General features: G+C 54.0%; 11 protein-coding genes. 1 reads left to right on the top strand and 10 read right to left on the bottom strand.

The window, feature by feature from the left end:
* Nucleotides 1–396 precede the first annotated feature (396 nt).
* Entirely contained in the window at nucleotides 397–2379 is a 1983-nt protein-coding gene (locus J2Z70_RS32950; protein WP_209880086.1) for a glycoside hydrolase family 31 protein, read from the bottom strand.
* Between the two features lie 125 nt (nucleotides 2380–2504).
* Here J2Z70_RS32950 and J2Z70_RS32945 point away from each other — a divergent pair, with 125 nt between their 5' ends.
* Nucleotides 2505–3395, top strand: coding sequence for a helix-turn-helix transcriptional regulator (locus tag J2Z70_RS32945; RefSeq protein ID WP_036724938.1), 891 nt, complete (start codon nucleotides 2505–2507; stop codon nucleotides 3393–3395).
* Here J2Z70_RS32945 and J2Z70_RS32940 read toward each other — a convergent pair.
* The 9 genes from J2Z70_RS32940 to J2Z70_RS32900 form a co-directional block, all read right to left on the bottom strand.
* Nucleotides 3392–4903, bottom strand: coding sequence for a glycoside hydrolase family 43 protein (locus J2Z70_RS32940; protein ID WP_209880083.1), 1512 nt, complete (start codon nucleotides 4901–4903; stop codon nucleotides 3392–3394). The genes J2Z70_RS32945 and J2Z70_RS32940 overlap by 4 nt on opposite strands.
* Nucleotides 4904–4921: 18 nt before the next feature.
* The gene (locus J2Z70_RS32935) at nucleotides 4922–6355 is read right to left on the bottom strand and encodes a glycoside hydrolase family 43 protein (RefSeq protein ID WP_209880080.1); all 1434 of its coding nucleotides are present in this window, start codon (nucleotides 6353–6355) and stop codon (nucleotides 4922–4924) included.
* Between the two features lie 45 nt (nucleotides 6356–6400).
* On the bottom strand, nucleotides 6401–7420 hold the full coding sequence (locus J2Z70_RS32930; protein ID WP_209880078.1) for an endo-1,4-beta-xylanase: 1020 nt from the start codon (nucleotides 7418–7420) through the stop codon (nucleotides 6401–6403).
* A 116-nt stretch (nucleotides 7421–7536) separates the two neighbouring features.
* A complete protein-coding gene (locus J2Z70_RS32925; RefSeq protein WP_209880075.1) occupies nucleotides 7537–9060 on the bottom strand; it encodes a response regulator in 1524 nt (507 codons plus the stop codon).
* Nucleotides 9053–10861: a sensor histidine kinase gene (locus tag J2Z70_RS32920; RefSeq protein WP_209880072.1), complete on the bottom strand. Its 1809-nt coding sequence runs from the start codon at nucleotides 10859–10861 to the stop codon at nucleotides 9053–9055. The genes J2Z70_RS32925 and J2Z70_RS32920 overlap by 8 nt, the downstream gene beginning before the upstream one ends.
* Before the next feature lie 24 nt (nucleotides 10862–10885).
* Nucleotides 10886–12418 (bottom strand): response regulator transcription factor, encoded by a 1533-nt coding sequence (locus J2Z70_RS32915; RefSeq protein WP_209880069.1) that lies wholly within the window; start codon nucleotides 12416–12418, stop codon nucleotides 10886–10888.
* A 131-nt stretch (nucleotides 12419–12549) separates the two neighbouring features.
* A complete protein-coding gene (locus tag J2Z70_RS32910; RefSeq protein ID WP_036724944.1) occupies nucleotides 12550–13461 on the bottom strand; it encodes a carbohydrate ABC transporter permease in 912 nt (303 codons plus the stop codon).
* Nucleotides 13462–13475: 14 nt separating this feature from the next.
* Entirely contained in the window at nucleotides 13476–14462 is a 987-nt protein-coding gene (locus J2Z70_RS32905) for an ABC transporter permease (protein WP_036693453.1), read from the bottom strand.
* Nucleotides 14463–14573: 111 nt separating this feature from the next.
* Nucleotides 14574–16256: a type 2 periplasmic-binding domain-containing protein gene (locus J2Z70_RS32900; RefSeq protein WP_036724956.1), complete on the bottom strand. Its 1683-nt coding sequence runs from the start codon at nucleotides 16254–16256 to the stop codon at nucleotides 14574–14576.
* Between the last annotated feature and the right edge of the window lie 386 nt (nucleotides 16257–16642).

The raw sequence follows: 16642 nt of genomic DNA, 5'->3' as shown, positions 1-16642 counted from the left end.
TGGGGGTGACAAGGCCTCTGTCTTGTCATGCCTGTTTTTCGATTACATTTGCTCTACGCACCGTCCCTGGTCGCAATGTGATCGGTTTTTCGATTTCATTCCATCCTCGCGCCTCCGCCTAGCCCAATGTAATCGGTTTTTCGATTACATTCCGCTCTCACGCCCCACGCCGGCCCAATGTGTTCGGTTTTCCGCATACATTCGGCCCATACGCACTCGCGCTGCCCAATATGTTCGGTTTTTCGATTACATTCCGCTCTCACGCCCCACGCCGCCCATTGTGTTCGATTTTTCGCATACATTCGGCCCACATAACAGAGCAGCGACCCTCCACTAACTACCTGGAGAATCGCTGCTCTGTTTAACTTATACAGTTGTAAGCATGTGAGGAGTTACTTACTCCTCCGCCCCGCCAAGCAACGGCAACACGGCACCGTCCCGCACAAACAGCGGAATCTGCGTAAGCGGCGCATCGACCATAATAGCCTGTCCGCCAGCATAGGCAGTGCCGGTATAGACATGAGTCCACTCTGAGCCGGACGGCAGGTACACCTTACGCGCCCGTTCACCCTCGCCCAGCACCGGGGCGACCAGCAGGTCGGGACCGAACATATACTGGTCCTCGATATCCCAGGCCACCGGGTCCTGAGGGAAATCATAGAACAATGGACGCATAGGCGGCGTGCCCTTCTCATGTGCCGCCTGCATCAGCCCGCGGATATACGGCTTCAGCCGCTCCCGCATCTGCATGAACTCCTTGAAGATGACATACGCCTCATCCCCGTAGCTCCACACTTCATTATCCGAGCCGCTTCCGCATACGCCCCCGCCCCGCGTTCCGGTGGGCTGAACAAAAGGGGAACGGTCCCCGTGCAGCCTGAATACCGGAGAGAATGCGCCGTACTGGAACCAGCGGACCATCAGCTCCCGGAAGGAGGCATCTGCCGGATTGCCCCCGTGGAAGCCGCCGATGTCGGTGGTCCACCATGGAATCCCGGCCACAGCCATATTCAGTCCGGCCCGCACCTGAATGCTGAGCACCTTGAAGCTGGAGTGAATATCTCCGGACCATACGAGCGCCCCGTAGCGCTGACTGCCCGCCCAGGCAGTACGGACCAGATTGATGATATTCTCCTGGCCTTCAGCCGCCATGCCGTCATAGAAGGTCTGGCTGTATTTCATGGGGTAAATATTGCCGATCTGCTTGCTCGAGCCGATATGATAACGGTAGATATCATGGTCGTAGACCGTCAGCTCCGGCTCCGCCTCATCGAGCCAGAAGACCTTGATCCCTTTATCATAATAATTCTGCTTAATCAGTCCCCACAGGAACTTGCGGGCCTCCGGATTCGTCGCATCGAAGATCGCATTCTGGCCGAGGAACTGGAATTGCGTCCGCACCCCGCGGTCCGTGCGCAACAGGTACCCTTTTTCCAGCATCTCCTTATAATTCTCGCTCTCCGTCTGGACCGTCGGCCAGACCGAGACCATCAGCTCAATGCCCAGCTCCTGCAGCTCCTGCACCATCGCCTCAGGATCGGGCCAATATTCCGGGTCAAACCGCCAGTCCCCCTGATTCGTCCAGTGGAAGAAATCAATGACGATGACGTCGATCGGCAGACCCCGCCGTTTATGCTCCCTCGCTACCTCCAGCAATTCCTCCTGCGTACGGTAGCGGAGCTTGCATTGCCAGAACCCCATGCCATACTCCGGCATCATCGGCACGGTTCCCGTAGCCTTGGCATATGCCTCCTCGATCTCGGCAGGCGAGTCACCGGCGGTGATCCAATAATCCAGCTGCTTGGTGGACGGGGCTGTCCATTCGGTCACATTCAGGCTGAAATGCGCCTGTCCGATCGCCGGATTATGCCACAGGAACCCGTAACCCGCGCTGGACAGCACGAACGGAATGCTAATCTGGCTGTTGCGGTGGGTCAGCTCCAGCGAGCAGCCCTTCAGGTTCAGGAAAGAGTGCTGATACTGCCCCATGCCATACAGCTTCTCTAGCGGGTCCGCCTCCAGCCGGAGCTTCACGGAGAAGTCACTGCTGCCGGGGATGGCGCTTAGCTCTCTGCCCCCGTATTTTAACTGATAGGTATCCTCCGTCTCGTTAAGAAGCAGCTTGCCATGCTGGTTGTAGAAGAAGATCTGTCCCTTATCTGTTATTTCCGCCCGGATATTCCCGTTCACAATCGTCGCACGTTCTGGGGTAATTGATATATGACTCAGCGTCTGCACAGCAGGCAGAAGTGCCCACTGCTCATCGGTAATCTCCGCATACGAAGCCCGGATACGCAGCGAATGCTCTCCCCAAGGCTCTATCCAGACTCTCTCATGGTCATATTCTCTGATTAGTCTGCCATTCTCTTCACGAAACATAGCGCGATCCCTCCAACAGTTCTATAATAAGGTTGCAACCACATTATAAAGAGTGCAAAGCCGCTATACTATACATAAAAGTACGCATCTATCATACGATATTACGATTGTGTGGAGGGAATAAGATGAGTGGAGCGTTCGAGGACAAGCCGTATCCATGGAAAAAAGAGCACACGGAAATTCCCGAGGGCCTGTTTCCCATCAATGTATTTCATATCTGCTTTCCGGACCGCAGTATTATTCCGCCTCACTGGCATGACCATCTCGAATGGATTCTCGTGACCAAGGGCCGCTTCCGCGTCCAGGTCGGCCCCCACTCCAGAGAGCTGGTGCAGGGTGAGCTTGCCTTCGTCAGCCGTCCGCAGATTCATGCGGCCTACCCGACAGAGGATGGCAGTGAGCTGTATGCGGTTGTCTACAACGAAGCGCTGCTGAACGGTATACGGGACCTGACTGAGCTTCAGCATATCCGGCCGCTCCTCTCCGGTGAGATCCGGCTGCCCGCCTTCTATGGGGCGGACCAGCCGGTTACCCGCCAGATCAGAGGATGCATTGAACAGATTATTTACAGCTACCAGAGCAAGAGCCCCGGGTATGAATTATGTATCAAAGGCGGCCTGTTCTCTTCCCTGGGTCTAGCTTATCCCCTGGCAGAGTTCACAGCACCGCCTTCCAAAAGAGACCGGCAGGAGACGGGCATCCAGCCCCTGCTGATTCACCTTAGCAACCATTTCCATGAACCGCTGACTGTGGAGGAGGCCGCACGGATCTGCTGTGTGACCCCCAACTACTTTTGCCATCTGTTCAAAAAGAATACCGGCAAGACCTTAATCGAATATGTGAACATGCTGCGGGTGCATGAGGCCAGCCGCCTGCTCCAGCTTCGCCGGCATTCGATTCAGGAGGTGGCCTTCCGGGTCGGATTTACGGGCCTGACGTATTTCGGAAGAATATTCAAACAGCATACATCGATGACACCCAGCGAATATGCTTCCCATTTCCAGACCCGGGCTTAATCCTCTCTGTGATAACGGAAATAATCGAAATCGGCATAGCCGCCGGTCTGCCGGGTCGCATAATTGAACAAGCCGATCCGGTAGCCCATGAAATGATCCAGCGAATATTCCATATGCAGCGTCTGCCCGATGGAATGCCAGACCTCCCCGCCTTGTGAGTAGAAGAACCGGGCCTCGTCCACACCATCCTTGAAGTTGAAATCAATCCTGAGGGAGATACGCTCACCCGTGAATGGGATACTCTCCACCACTTCAACGCCATCGTCACCCTGGATACACATCTCCACGGTGAACTGTCCCTGCTCTCCGGCGGTCACCTCAACCGTGCCGTACCCGGACTGGAGAGCAACCATGCCGGCCCGGTCCCCTTCGTTCATGCCGCCCAGATACAGCAGCGTCTCGGCACTGCACGCCGGACCCTCCGTCCGCTGGGTCAGCGTATTGCGCGCCGTTACGACACTATCAGCTGCCTTGCCTGTACGCAGCCGCAGACAGCCCGGCCGCTCGGTAACCGACCATAGCCCGTTATCGGGATTATGGTTCCATTGCCACTGGAGCGCCAGCCGGTTCTCCGTATACTCGAACTCATCGCTGATTACAAGCGCATTCGGCTCCCCGGCGGGAAGCTTCGTCTCGAAGGCCAGCGGAGCCTTGCCGCCCTCTCCGATCACCGGCCAGTCGTTCTCCCAGCTCACGGGGAATACGCAGGGAACGCGTCCAACCGCCCCGTGATCCTGGAACAGCACAGCGTACCAGTCGCTGTCCTCAGTATCGACCAGCCCGCCTTGCGCTACACCTCGATTCTCGTAGCCCAGGTTATCGTCCAGAATAACCCTGCGCTCATACGGACCCAGCAGCTCCCGGGACCGGTAGCACAGCTGGCGTCTGCGCATGTTGCCCTCTGCAGGCCATTCGATGAAGAACAGGTAATAATACCCGCCCCGCTTATGGGCGTGACAGCCCTCCATCCGCAGCATAATGCCCTGCCGCTCGCCTTCCAGCAGCAGTTGCTCCGTTCCGAAGCGCATCCAACCTGTAAGGTCCTCATTCAGCTCCCGGATGCGGATGTCCCCGTTCCCGTAGATTACATAGTTGCGCCCGTCATCATCCAGCAGCAGCGCCGGGTCATGGTGCAGGTCCGGGATGACCGAACGCTCCCACGGTCCGTGCTCAATATCACGGGTCTGGTAGATATAGAACCGGTCCGTGTCATTGGAGGAGAAGCATACGTAATAGATTCCGTTCTTGCACCGCAGCGAGGCAGCCCAGGAACCGCCGCCGTAAATGCCTTCGCCGTCCTCCAGCCTGAAGGCCGGAGTGTCCTCGAAGGTATCAAAGACGTAACTGACAATCTCCCAGTCCTTCAGATTCACCGATTTCATAATCGGGCAGCCCGGCATAGAGTGCATGCTGGTGCTGACCATATAGAACACAGGGCCGACCCGGATGACATCCACATCCGGGACATCTGCCCATATCACTGGATTGGTAATTCTGGCTGTATTCAATGTTCTGCCCCCTTGAAGTTAGTGACCTTGCGCAGTGAACTGCCAAGCGGCCAGCTTGAACAGGCTCTTATTGCTCTCTCCTGTGAACACCAGATAGAGGTTGTGAACTCCCTCTGCTCCCTGGACCTCTGTCTTCAATTCTACCCATTCCTGCGAGCCGTCCGCCGCCGGAACCGTCAGTCTGCCGATAACCGGACCCGCAAGCTCATCCAAATGCAGCTCCAGCACGCCGCCCGCTTCCAGGCTCAGGACCGAGACTTGGAACGACTCAGCTCCGCTGCCGAAGTCTACCCCGGAAAGTCCGATCCAGCCGCCCTGCTCCACATCCGTGACCGCCTGAACTCCGCCCTCGGCCAGGTATTCTGTCTTCACCCCTGCGCTCCAGCCCATCGTTGCCGCCGGAATCCGTTCATACGGGTTCAACATTGCAAGCTGCTGCACACCTTCGTAATCCGCATGAATCTCGGGAATGGACCCGTCCTCATGATGGGTCAGGCGGTTAAGATGGGTGGAGCGGTAGCCGTTCGCAATCCCTTGGGCCTTGGACAAGGTCTGGGCGTGATAAGCTATATACCAGCTGTCATGGAACTGGAAGACCGCATGATGGTTATTCCCGGATACGCCGAAGAAATGTCCCGGATTCTTCAGGATCGTCCCCTGATAAGTCCATGGACCCATTGGGCTGCTGCTCGTCATATAAGCGATCTCTCCCGCAGGAGGGCTTCCTTCCGGCCGCTGCCCGTCATAAAAGTTCGAGCAGTAGGTATAATAGTAGACTCCGTTCCACTTATGGATTCCGGCATCCTCGAACATGAACGGGGCCGGAATCACTGCCGCTGTACCCGCCACACTGGTCATGTCCTCACCCAGCGGCATTACCCGTGCTGTGCCCGGCTCGGCGAACTGTCCTTCCGGAACGCCGCCTCCGAAGTAGATATACCCCTTGCCGTCGTCGTCCAACAGCACTGCCGGGTCGAACAGCCAGGTCACATCCTCTACCCCAGGAGTGGAGCGCAAAATCAGTGCCTCCCCGATCGGGTCCACCCATGGACCCACCGGACTGTCACTCGACAGAACGCCGATGCCGCTGGCATTATTGGCGAAGTAGAGGAAGAACTTGTCCTTACCGTCAATTACGGTATGAAGTGCTGCCGGTGCCCAGGACTGGGTTGCCCATTTCGCTGCACCCTCCGGTCCGGCTACAGCTATCGGACCATGATCGGTCCAGTTCACCAGGTCAGCGGACGAGATTACGGTAATCGTATTAATGCTGCTGTAGGAGTTCTCCTTCACCACACCGTTCTCATCATACTCCAGCGCATCATTGGTCATGTACAGATAGACTCTGTCCCCGAATACCAGGGCATAAGGATCGGCTCCGTATCTGTGTGCCACCAGCGGATTGCCATTTGGCTGTACCTTGCCGGCAGCCTGCTTCAATTGAGTTGTCATTGGATTCCCTCCAGATATGATATGGTGTTCAGCTTGGGACGAATATTAAGATTGCGAAGCCGCCAGCTCGGCCAGCCGGGCGAATGAAGCCTTCGGCTGCTTCTGCTCATCGAACAGGAACGGCCAGTTCTTGCGTCCCCGGACGGGGAAGCCGTCCAGCCAGGTGTAGTCATCGGCCACGCCCCAGAAGGTCACCGAGTCAATGGAGTCTCTGAATTCCAGCAGAAGAGCGAAGATCTCGGCATAACGCTCCTCCTGAAGCTTCAGCATTTCGGCTGTTGGCGCTTTCAAATCCGTGCGCTTGTCATCATGACGGAACACGGAGAGGTCCAGCTCGGTAATATGGATCTTAAGCCCCAGCGACGCGTAGAGCTTAAGTGCACTGCGGATTTCCTCAATGGAAGGGCCGTAGATATTCCAATGTCCCTGCATTCCGATCCCGTGAATCGGCGTATTCTGATCCAGCAGGCTGCGCACGAGCTTGTAGATTTTTCCGCTTTTGACAGGATCGGTCTCATTATAGTCGTTGTAGAACAACAGCGCATCAGGATCTGCCTGATGTGCCATTTCAAAGGCCTGACGGAGATAATCCTCGCCGATGATCTCAAGCCACCGCGTATCCCGCAGATACTGGTCTGTTTTATCCTCAATCGCTTCATTCACTACATCCCAGGCATAGGCCCGTCCCCGGTAACGGCCCACTACCGTGTTAATGTGGGTCTGCAGGCGGGCAAGCAGCTGCTCTCTGCTGCAGGCTCCGCCTTCCGCATCCTTGAACATCCAGTCTCCGGTCTGGTTATGCCACAGAAGCGTATGCCCCCGGACACCGATCCCGCGCGACTCTGCGAATTCGAAGATACCGTCCGCAGCCTCGAAGGAATAGCTCCCTTCCTCCGGCTGAACCTCTACCGGCTTCATTTCATTCTCGGCTGTAATGCTGTTGTAATGCTTGGCAATAAAAGAACCCTGGGCAGCTATAATGCCAGTACTGACGGCAGCCCCTATTTTAAAGGCCTCCCGGAACATCTCATGTAATGCAGGAATTTCGCTGCTGGCTTGCTTCATCTTTTCTAACCTCCATTGAATAGCAATTTTTGGACAGCTATCTCTATCATAACGTATTTGAATGCGTTTACCATCACCATAGTAAAGACTTGGACCCTAATAAATAAATGGATACCCTAGCCTTGTTCAGATTGGGCCTGTGCCCGGAACTGAACGGGCTTCAGCGCCGTCCGTTTCTCGAACTCTCTTAAGAAATGGTGATAGTGTACGTAACCGACGCTCTCCACAATGCTTCTGACCGTGTCCTGAGTGTCGATCAGCCGCTTCTTGGCTGCTTCGATCCGCAAATTATGAATGTACTCCAGAATGCTGATGCCGTGCTTTTTGATGAAGGCCTGGCCCAGATACACCGGATTGATATAGAAATGCTCTGCAATCTCTTTCACCGTCAGATGCTCCGGATAATGATCCCGCAGGAAGCATTCCACGCGGGTCAGCGGGTGCTCGGAGTTACGCTCCTTGTGCTGGCGGATATAGTTCATACTGGTGGAGAGCGCTGTCTCCAGGGTGACCTGCAGAGCTTCCAGGGACCTCGGCTCGGTTCTGAAAAAATCAAGCGTGCCGATCCACTGATCGTCCGCGCCTCCAAATTCCTTCAGCAGCTCCATGCTCCGCAGCATGATATCCATACCCGTCATCTGGACGACTCCCGGATCTGTCCGGTTCTCCTTGAACCCGCGGAATAATTCGCCCAGCTTCTCCGCAGCCTTATGCTCATGCAGCCGCTCCACTGCGCTGATGATCTCCTCAATCAGCTCTGCGGAAGGCAGCGTGTAATTAACCTGGCCCTCGGCTTCACTGGCCGAATCCACGGGACCGCACCCGTCCGAATAGAAGTAGTGGCGGGCCGCAGCGTCTGCCGCTTCGCGGTAGGAGACCGGCAGCTCGCGGAGGGACCGCACACTTGGCCCGATGCTGACCGAGCCCTTTACTCCGCTGCGGGTCAGCCCGGCGTATAGCTGCTCCGCCAGCCCTGCCGCCGCCCCCCCCGAGCTCTCCACGACCAGCCCGGCCTGATCCCCGGGCAGATCAATGAGCATCGCACCGGCCGGTCCGGCAAGCTCCCGGCACAGCTCCGTAATCCGGCTGCTATTGCCCTCCACATGCACATACGTCCACCCAGTGGCCGCCTCATCCAGGCGGTCCATCTGCTCAGCAGCTTCCTCATCCGGCTCTGCCCAGTGCCCCTCAAGCATGCGCGCAATGGCAAGCGGCAGCAGACGGCTGGACAGCATACTCTGCTGCATCGTCTGCTTAAGGCGCAGCTCCAGCTCATCCGTAATGTCCGTAAGCACCTTATCCCATTCCGCATCCATAACCGGCTTCAGCAGGTAATGCCTTACCCCGTAACGGATGGCTGTTCTGGCATATTCAAATTCGCCGTAGCCGCTGAGCACAATGAAGACCGGCTGCTCCATATCAAGGCTGCGTACGCGCCGGATCAGCTCAAGCCCGTCAATCTCGGGCATGCGGATATCCGTAATCACAAGATCCGGCGAGCTGCGGATAACGGCAGCCAGTGCTTCCTCCCCGTTCTCACAGGCGCCGCATACCTCGAAGCCCAGTTCCTCCCAGTCGGTCAGCGTCCGCAGCCCCTCTAAGGCAATGGTCTCATCATCTGCGAGCACTACTTTATACATGAGCTCCCTCCCCCATCGGAACCAGACTCAAATCCTCGGGAATCTGGATAGTAATGACCGTACGTTCGTATTCGGTGCTCTCAATACTGAATTCGGCTCTGCCGTTATAGTACAGCATGAGGCGTTTATACACATTGCGGAGGCCAACATTCTGTCCCGTATCCTCTTCTGTCTCCAGATGAGATTTGATCCATTCCAGCTTCTCCTTCTCGATTCCTTTGCCATTATCAGTCACCACAATCAGCAGACCTGTCTCATTCCGTGAAGCGGACACGTGAATTTCCCTTGCCCATTTGACCGATTGCAGGCCATGCTTGCAGGAATTCTCCACCAGAGCCTGTATACTCATCTTGGGAATGCGGCAGTTCAGCACCTCAGGCGCAATATCCAGCACATAAGAGAAGCGGTTCTGGAAGCGGAACTTCTCAATCTGCAGATACATCTCGATGAAGGATACCTCCTCCTCCACCGTAATCAGATCATCCTTCCAGCTCAGCAGCCTGCGCATAATCAGGGCCAGATTCCTAATGACATCGGTAACCTGCTCATATTTATACTTCTTACAGATGACCAGGATCGCATTCAGCGTATTAAAAAGGAAATGAGGGTCTACCTGACTCTCCAGATATTTCAGCTCTGCCCGCACCCGTTCCAGCTCCAGATCCTTCTTCTGGATCTCCAGCTTGTAGACATCATTGATCAGATTGCGGATTTTGCCGGTCATCAGATTGAAGCTGCGGATCAGACCTCCGATCTCATCCTTCCCCTCATACATATCAATGCTCTCGAATTGTTCATATTTGACCAGCTTCATATGCTTGTAGAGCAGCCGTACCCGCAGATTGTAGGAGCGTATAATCACAATCATGAGCAGAGTGGGAAGGATGATCGTCAGCAGAACCAGAATCAGCGAGTTCCTGAGCGCACGGTCCATCTCATGGCTGATCTTACGCCCTTCCGGCGTTCCGACCAGCCGCCAGCCCTTGGTATAGGCCGCACTGCTAAGCGCCCGGACAATCTGCTTGGAAGGCTGGTCAATACTGGTGTCCACATTCAGCAAGGCACTCGCATCCAGCGAGGAGAAGGAACGGTTCGAGTCCAGCACAACCCGGTTCTTCTCGTCCAGCAGCTTGAAATCCAGATAGTCACGCTCCTTCTGGAACAGCTCCTGTACATTGTTCAGCCGCAGATCAATCCTCAGATATTTCGTGTAGGGCTGGCCCGTGAAGTTATCCAGCTTGCGGATCAGGCTGACCAGCACCTCCTGCTGCGGCGGATTCAGCGGGTCGGTTCCCTGATAAGAAGTGAGCAGCACCTTACCTGTGCTGCTTGAGATTTTGCGGTACCATTCACTCTGCTTATCCGCGTACGAAAGAATGAAGTAGCTGTTGCCGTTCTGGATGGTCGGATTAGAGGTGTATATGCCCATCCACGAAATATAGGAGTGGAGCGTGCTGTACTGCCGCAGCTTATCCTTCAGAGAATCATTATAGGCATCATAATAAGCCTCATTATCCGGGTAGGCGTAATCCATCATCTCCATGTAAGGCCGGTCCGCAGCCACCGTATTGCTGATCGCCAAGCATTCGTTCACGATCTGCATCAGGTCATAGGCCACCCGGTCTACCGAAATCTCCAGATTCTCCCTCTCCCGTGCCTCCACATTACGGCTGATCTGCACATAAAAGAGGGCATTGATGCTAAGTATGGGGACGAGTACACACAGTAAGTAGATAAACAAAAACTTGTATTTAAGCGGAATATCATTGATGAAGGCAGATGGCTTCCGGTTATTCTTCATGCACGCCCCCTCCTTCCTCATGAATTAACTTTTCTTGTACACGGAAGGTGTAACTCCGTTAAGCGCCTTGAACTTGGCGGCGAACACATCGGCGTCTGAATAGCCCACTCTGCTTGAAATATCGGAAATACCCATATCGGTCCGGCGAAGCAGCTTCTTCGCCTCTTCAATGCGGAATTCATGGAGATAATCGTTAAAGGAGCTGCCGTAATATTTCTTGAACCGTTGTCCCAGGTAGGCCGAGTTCACATGCAGGTGCCCCGCAATATCCTGTAGCTTCAGCTTCTCCTGATAATGCCCGCGGACATACTCGATCGCTGCGGCCACAATTTGATCCTCCGCCCTGCCGTCCGCAGCCGCTGCGAACCACTCTGCAGCCTCACACAGCTCCTCCTCTATCTGACGCTCAAGCAGCGGCAGGCAATTGGCTGTATGCCGTGACGGGAACCATTTCTGCACCCACTGCGCATAGTCTCCCCCTCTGGCGGTAATTTCACGTAGCAGCTCAGCTTTGACATTGGCCAGAAAAGCGTCGATCCAGGAGCTGGAAGCCACCTCCGCCGAGAAGATCTTGAACACCTCGCCAAGCTGATCCGTGAGATGCTCTACCTTCCCTTCGGTGACGGATTGCAGCAGCGATCGTCTCAGCTCTGCCGGAAGCATGGCCATCTGCGACTTCTCCTGCTTCTCGAAGAAGCCGGCGGCCTCGCTCCCCGTGGTATCGTGCCTGCACAGCTCAGCAGCCAGCGCCTCACGGTATGCCGTATTCAAGGCCTCCTTGCCCTGATGCTGGAGACTTGCCGCGAAAAAGACCGGCGTGGTGTACAGCGGCCGCATCTCCTCCATCCACCGGGTAAGCAGTGTCCGGTCGAGCGCCGGCCCTTCCTGCGGTGACACCAGCAGATACCCGTGCTTCCCGCTGCCTGCGGTGAACGGATAGACTGAAATGCTGCGCAGCGGCTCCTTGCCGCTCATGGCGGCGACCTGCTTGCGCATTTGCAGGCTGTCCGGTGCGGCTCCATGGACCAGGACACAGCATAGCCGCGAGGCAGGGCCGATCCCAAGCATATTCAGCCCCTTCTCCCGCTCCTCCTCCGAATTCTCCCGCATCAGGAGCCGGGATACCGTATCCTCCTGCATCAGAGCCGAGAGCGCGTCACGCCGTGAGGATGCCTTGTGTTCTTTAAGAATCTGTTCGGTTACTGTATGCAGCGCCTCCGTCAGCTCCTTTTCATCCAGAGGCTTGGTCAAGTAGTTGGAGACTCCGTATTTCAGAGCCCGCTTGGCATACTCAAAGTCAGCATAGCCGCTAAAAATAATAAACTTCGGGCGGCAATCGCCTTCTGAGGCTCTTCGAATGAGCTCAAGGCCATCGATGACCGGCATGCGCACATCGGTGATGACCAGATCAGGACGGGTGCTGTGAATGAGCTGCAGCGCATCCTCCCCGTCCAGCGCCTCGCCGCATACTTCATAGTTGAGTGCCTTCCAGTCCACCAGAAAGCGCAGCCCCTCCAGCATAATCGGCTCATCGTCGGCAAACAGTACCTTAAGCATGGAATCACCATCTTTGTTCTAGTTTTTTTATGATCTGCTGGCTCACCACTGTTGAACAGGAGAAACCGCTTCGGCTGCACCCGAAACGGTTATAGTATACATATTTTTCTTACTATAATACGTATTGACAATTACTCTTTTACGCTACCTAGGTTCAATCCTACCACGAAATACTTCTGCAAGAAAGGGTAGACGAACAGAATCGGAACCGCTGTAACGATCGTAATGGCTGAACGCATGGAGGCTGGCGTAACCAGCGACTGGACCTGATTGTTCTGGCCTCCCGCAAGCATCGACGGATCATTGTTCGCACTCATAATCGAGCCAAGCATCTTCATCATTTCGTATTGCAGCGTGCTGAGCTTGATATCCGAGGAGGCATAGAGGAATGTGTCAAACCAGGAATTCCATGAGCCTACCGCGATGAACAGTGCGACGGTTGCCAGGACAGGCGTACAGAGCGGGAAGATGATTTTCCAGAAAATCCTGAATTCACCTGCTCCGTCAATCTTCGCTGATTCGGTAAGGCTGAACGGAAGCCCGCGGATATACGTCCGCATGATAATCAGGTTGAACGCGCTGACCAGACTCGGCAGGATATAGACCATGAAGTTATGCAACAGGCCCATATTCTTGATCAAGAAGTAGTTCGGAATCAGCCCGGCATTGAAATACATGGTCAGAATGAACAGCAGGCCGATCTTTTTGCGGAAAATATATTGCGGCTGCGCCAGTGCATACGCCAGCATCGTAGTAAGGAAAACACCAAGCACCGTTGAAATAATCGTACGGGATACCGAGATAAATGCGGCATGATAGATCGTTCCTGATATAAAGACCGCCCGGTAATTCTCCAGCGTCCATACACGGGGCCAGAGGTAGATTCCCCCGGTAAGCGTGTCACTGCCGTCATTGAAGGATACCGCCAGCGTCTGGAGGAACGGATAGAGCGTGACAGTAACCACAAAGAGCATAAATATCGTGTTGAATGTATGAAATACAACCGGCTCAATCCGGCTTGAACCTTTGGTCCCAGCTTTCATATGGGCTTCCTCCTCTATAGTAATCGCTCTTCGCCGAGGCGTTTTGCGACATTGTTTGCGATGAATACGAGAATGACACTGACAATCGTTTTGAAGATCCCTGCCGCCGTAGCCAGCGAGTAGTTACCCATAGCCAGACCATACTTCACTACAAAGATATCAATGGTTTGCGAATAGTCCACAGTAAGTCCGTTGCCCAGCAGATATTGAAGCTCGAAGCCGGCATCCAGAATATGTCCAATGTTCATAATCAGCAAAATAACGAATGTAGCCTTGATTCCCGGAAGCGTGATATAACGCATCTTTTGAAAACGTTTCGCGCCGTCAATGGACGCTGCCTCGTACAGGGAAGGATCGATGGAGGTAATAGCAGCCAGATAGATAATCGTCCCCCAGCCCACCTCTTTCCACACGTTCGATGCCCCGATAATGCCCCAGAAGTATTTCCCTTCACTAAGCCACATAATCGGATCTTTAATCAGGTGAAGCTTCATTAGAACGACATTGACAATCCCGCCATCGATGGAGAGTGAAGTGGACACAATCCCCGCAGCGATAACCATGGACAGAAAGTGCGGCAAATACGAAATCGACTGAACCGCGCGCTTGAAGAACTTAAGCTTGATCTCATTCAGCAGCAGAGCCAGACCGATAGCCGTAACCGTACCCAGTACAAGGTTAATGAAACTCATCGCAATGGTATTGCGAAGCACCAGCATAAAGGTATCATCAGAGAATAAAAACTTGAATTGCTGCAAGCCTACCCATTCCTGCTGGCCGAAGGACACCGCCGGGCGGTAATTCTGAAAGGCCATGAGCCAGCCCCAAATGGGAACATAGTTGAAGATAATCAGATAGAGTGCAATGGGCACGGACATAAAAATAAGCTGTTTCTGCGTTTTCAGTGTTTTCCAGCTGAGTTCCACACCGATTTCCGGATCGATTTTGCTTTTTCGGGTCTTCTGTTTTTTGACCTGTTTGTCCAGTACGGCATCAGACATGTTGTATTCCCTCCTGTAAAAATCATTCTCTCCACGTTGTCCTATTCACGCATTCCTATTTAGGAAGAGCGGGAAACAGCATTTCCCGCTCCTATTTCTGTAATGAATGGTTTATTTAACGCTCCATTTTTCGATACGCTGCTGAATGCCTTCATTCATCCGGTCCTCATAGGCCTTGATGTCCAGCTTGTGGATTCTGTCCACATAATCCTGCCACACGCCGTCGAACTCAGCAGGGCTGGCCATAATGGCTTTCGGCAAATACTTAATCATGAGGTCATTCAGTTTGGACTGTGCGAGCTGTGCAGGTGAACCATCCTTAAGCACGATGGAATACGCAGGGAAGTAGATATTGTTCTCTTTTGGTTCCTTGAAGAATTCGGACCATGATTTCTTGTTGTACGCCTTCAGAATCTTCTGGTCGTAAGGCTTCAGGCTGTCGAAGAATTCCTGAGGCTGTGTACCGGCATCTGCTGCGTTGCCGTCGCTGTACGTACCTTGAATCTTAGGCATGTAACCGAACATCCCTGAGATTTTGTTAGCAACCTGCCAGCTGGTCTGATCCGCATTGGCCCGTTGCTCAGGTGTACGGTAGAAGGAGCCGTCTGCATTCACTTCATAATCTTCGCCTTTCACGCCCCATTGAAGCGTCTTCTGCCAATCCTCGGTAATCATCTTATCCCAGAATTTGATAATGCGGACAGGGTCCTTGGCATTGATCGAAATTCCGAATCCGCGGTTAGTACCGACCGCTCCGCGGTCACGATACCATTCTTCTGCGCCCGGATAGAGCAGAGGGAAGCCGATATACGTATTTTCCAGCTTGCCTTGGGAGATCAGGGATTTCTCGCCGTCCTGGAAGTTCCAGTGCTGGTCGAACATCCCGATGACCTTGCCGCTTGCAACCTTGGCCAGATACTGGTCATAGTTCTGTACGAACGCTTCTTTATCCATCAAGCCTTGAGCGTTGATATCATTAAGCTTCTTGTAGTAGGTCTTGGAGATATCCTTGTCGGCAAAAATCTGTGCTACATTGTTATCTACAATAACGGCCCCGTCATTCGGATGCCCCGACAGATGCTCTGGGGGATTCTGCAGCGGGAACACGCGCCAGTCGAAGTTGAGTGATTCGAACCCGATCATATCCGGGTGTTTTTCTTTATATTTGGCAATGATATCGAAGTACTCATCCAGGGTCTTGGGAGTAGGGTAGCCCATTTCCTCAAGCACGCCTTTTTGCAGCCAGAAGCCTGGTCCCTGATAAGTTGGCTCGGTAATTTTACCTTGATAGACGCCATAGCTTGGCAGTACGTAGATGTGGCCGTCACTCTCATCCTTGATCTGGTTCCAGACCGCACCGTAATGCTTCTTCAGGTTGGGAGCGTATTTCTCAATCAGATCCTCCAGCGGAATGTATGCCTTGGCATTGATTAATTTGTCGTCACCCGACAGGATGTCCGGGTAATCGCCCCCGGCAATCATGACCCCGAGCTTCTGCTGCAGGTCGCCGACCAGGAATTCCTGGTTGAAGGTGATTCCGGTCTCGTCTTTGATCAGCTTCAGAATCTTATTGTCAGGCGTTGGCTGTTGTCCGGGACCGTTCATGAATACCGAGAACGTTACCGGAGCCGTGTCGTCTCCGGCTGCTGCCGGGCTGGCGTTTCCTCCAGTGGCGGTATCCTTGGTACCTGTGTTGCTGGTGTTATTACTTGATCCACAGCCTGTCAATGCCAGTGTGAGTGCTAATACACCGGCCGCAGCGGCTGCTGCTGAACGTTTTGCCGTTTTGTGCATGTTGTTATGCCTCCCCTTTTTGGCTAATCGCTTATGCTTATCATTTCTCCTGGTGACAACTTTAATTATACGTTTTCAGAATGCGCTTACAATTCATAGAATATAGGTCTTCCCCCCTGAAAATTCATAAAAAGAAAACGCTTGCTTGCAGCGTGGCAGCGGAATTGCCGGTCTTTCAGAGCTGGCTGCGCTTGGGGATGAGCCTGCTTACGGCCTACAAGGGTTGCCGGATTTTGGCGGAATCCGGCGAAACAGGGGCATTAAGTGCTCTTCATTTGCTCGGGTGGCCCACTTTCGGCGATTTCAGGGGCACTTGTGCTCTTCATTTGCTCCGGGTGGCCCACTTTCGGCGATTTCAGGGGCACTTGTGCTCTTCATTTGCTCGG

Origin of the sequence: Paenibacillus silagei, from assembly GCF_017874735.1 — a bacterium.
GTDB lineage: Bacteria > Bacillota > Bacilli > Paenibacillales > Paenibacillaceae > Paenibacillus_AQ > Paenibacillus_AQ silagei.
The sequence above is the reverse complement of the archived record's forward strand: the minus strand, read 5'-3'. Positions and strand labels throughout refer to the sequence as shown.

Coding starts and splice junctions, on each gene's coding strand:
- J2Z70_RS32925 (WP_209880075.1), bottom strand. CDS start 9,060: ATGTATAAAGTAGTGCTCGCAGATGATGAGACCATTGCCTTAGAGGGG.
- J2Z70_RS32910 (WP_036724944.1), bottom strand. CDS start 13,461: ATGAAAGCTGGGACCAAAGGTTCAAGCCGGATTGAGCCGGTTGTATTT.
- J2Z70_RS32920 (WP_209880072.1), bottom strand. CDS start 10,861: ATGAAGAATAACCGGAAGCCATCTGCCTTCATCAATGATATTCCGCTT.
- J2Z70_RS32905 (WP_036693453.1), bottom strand. CDS start 14,462: ATGTCTGATGCCGTACTGGACAAACAGGTCAAAAAACAGAAGACCCGA.
- J2Z70_RS32930 (WP_209880078.1), bottom strand. CDS start 7,420: ATGAAGCAAGCCAGCAGCGAAATTCCTGCATTACATGAGATGTTCCGG.
- J2Z70_RS32945 (WP_036724938.1), top strand. CDS start 2,505: ATGAGTGGAGCGTTCGAGGACAAGCCGTATCCATGGAAAAAAGAGCAC.
- J2Z70_RS32935 (WP_209880080.1), bottom strand. CDS start 6,355: ATGACAACTCAATTGAAGCAGGCTGCCGGCAAGGTACAGCCAAATGGC.
- J2Z70_RS32915 (WP_209880069.1), bottom strand. CDS start 12,418: ATGCTTAAGGTACTGTTTGCCGACGATGAGCCGATTATGCTGGAGGGG.
- J2Z70_RS32900 (WP_036724956.1), bottom strand. CDS start 16,256: ATGCACAAAACGGCAAAACGTTCAGCAGCAGCCGCTGCGGCCGGTGTA.
- J2Z70_RS32950 (WP_209880086.1), bottom strand. CDS start 2,379: ATGTTTCGTGAAGAGAATGGCAGACTAATCAGAGAATATGACCATGAG.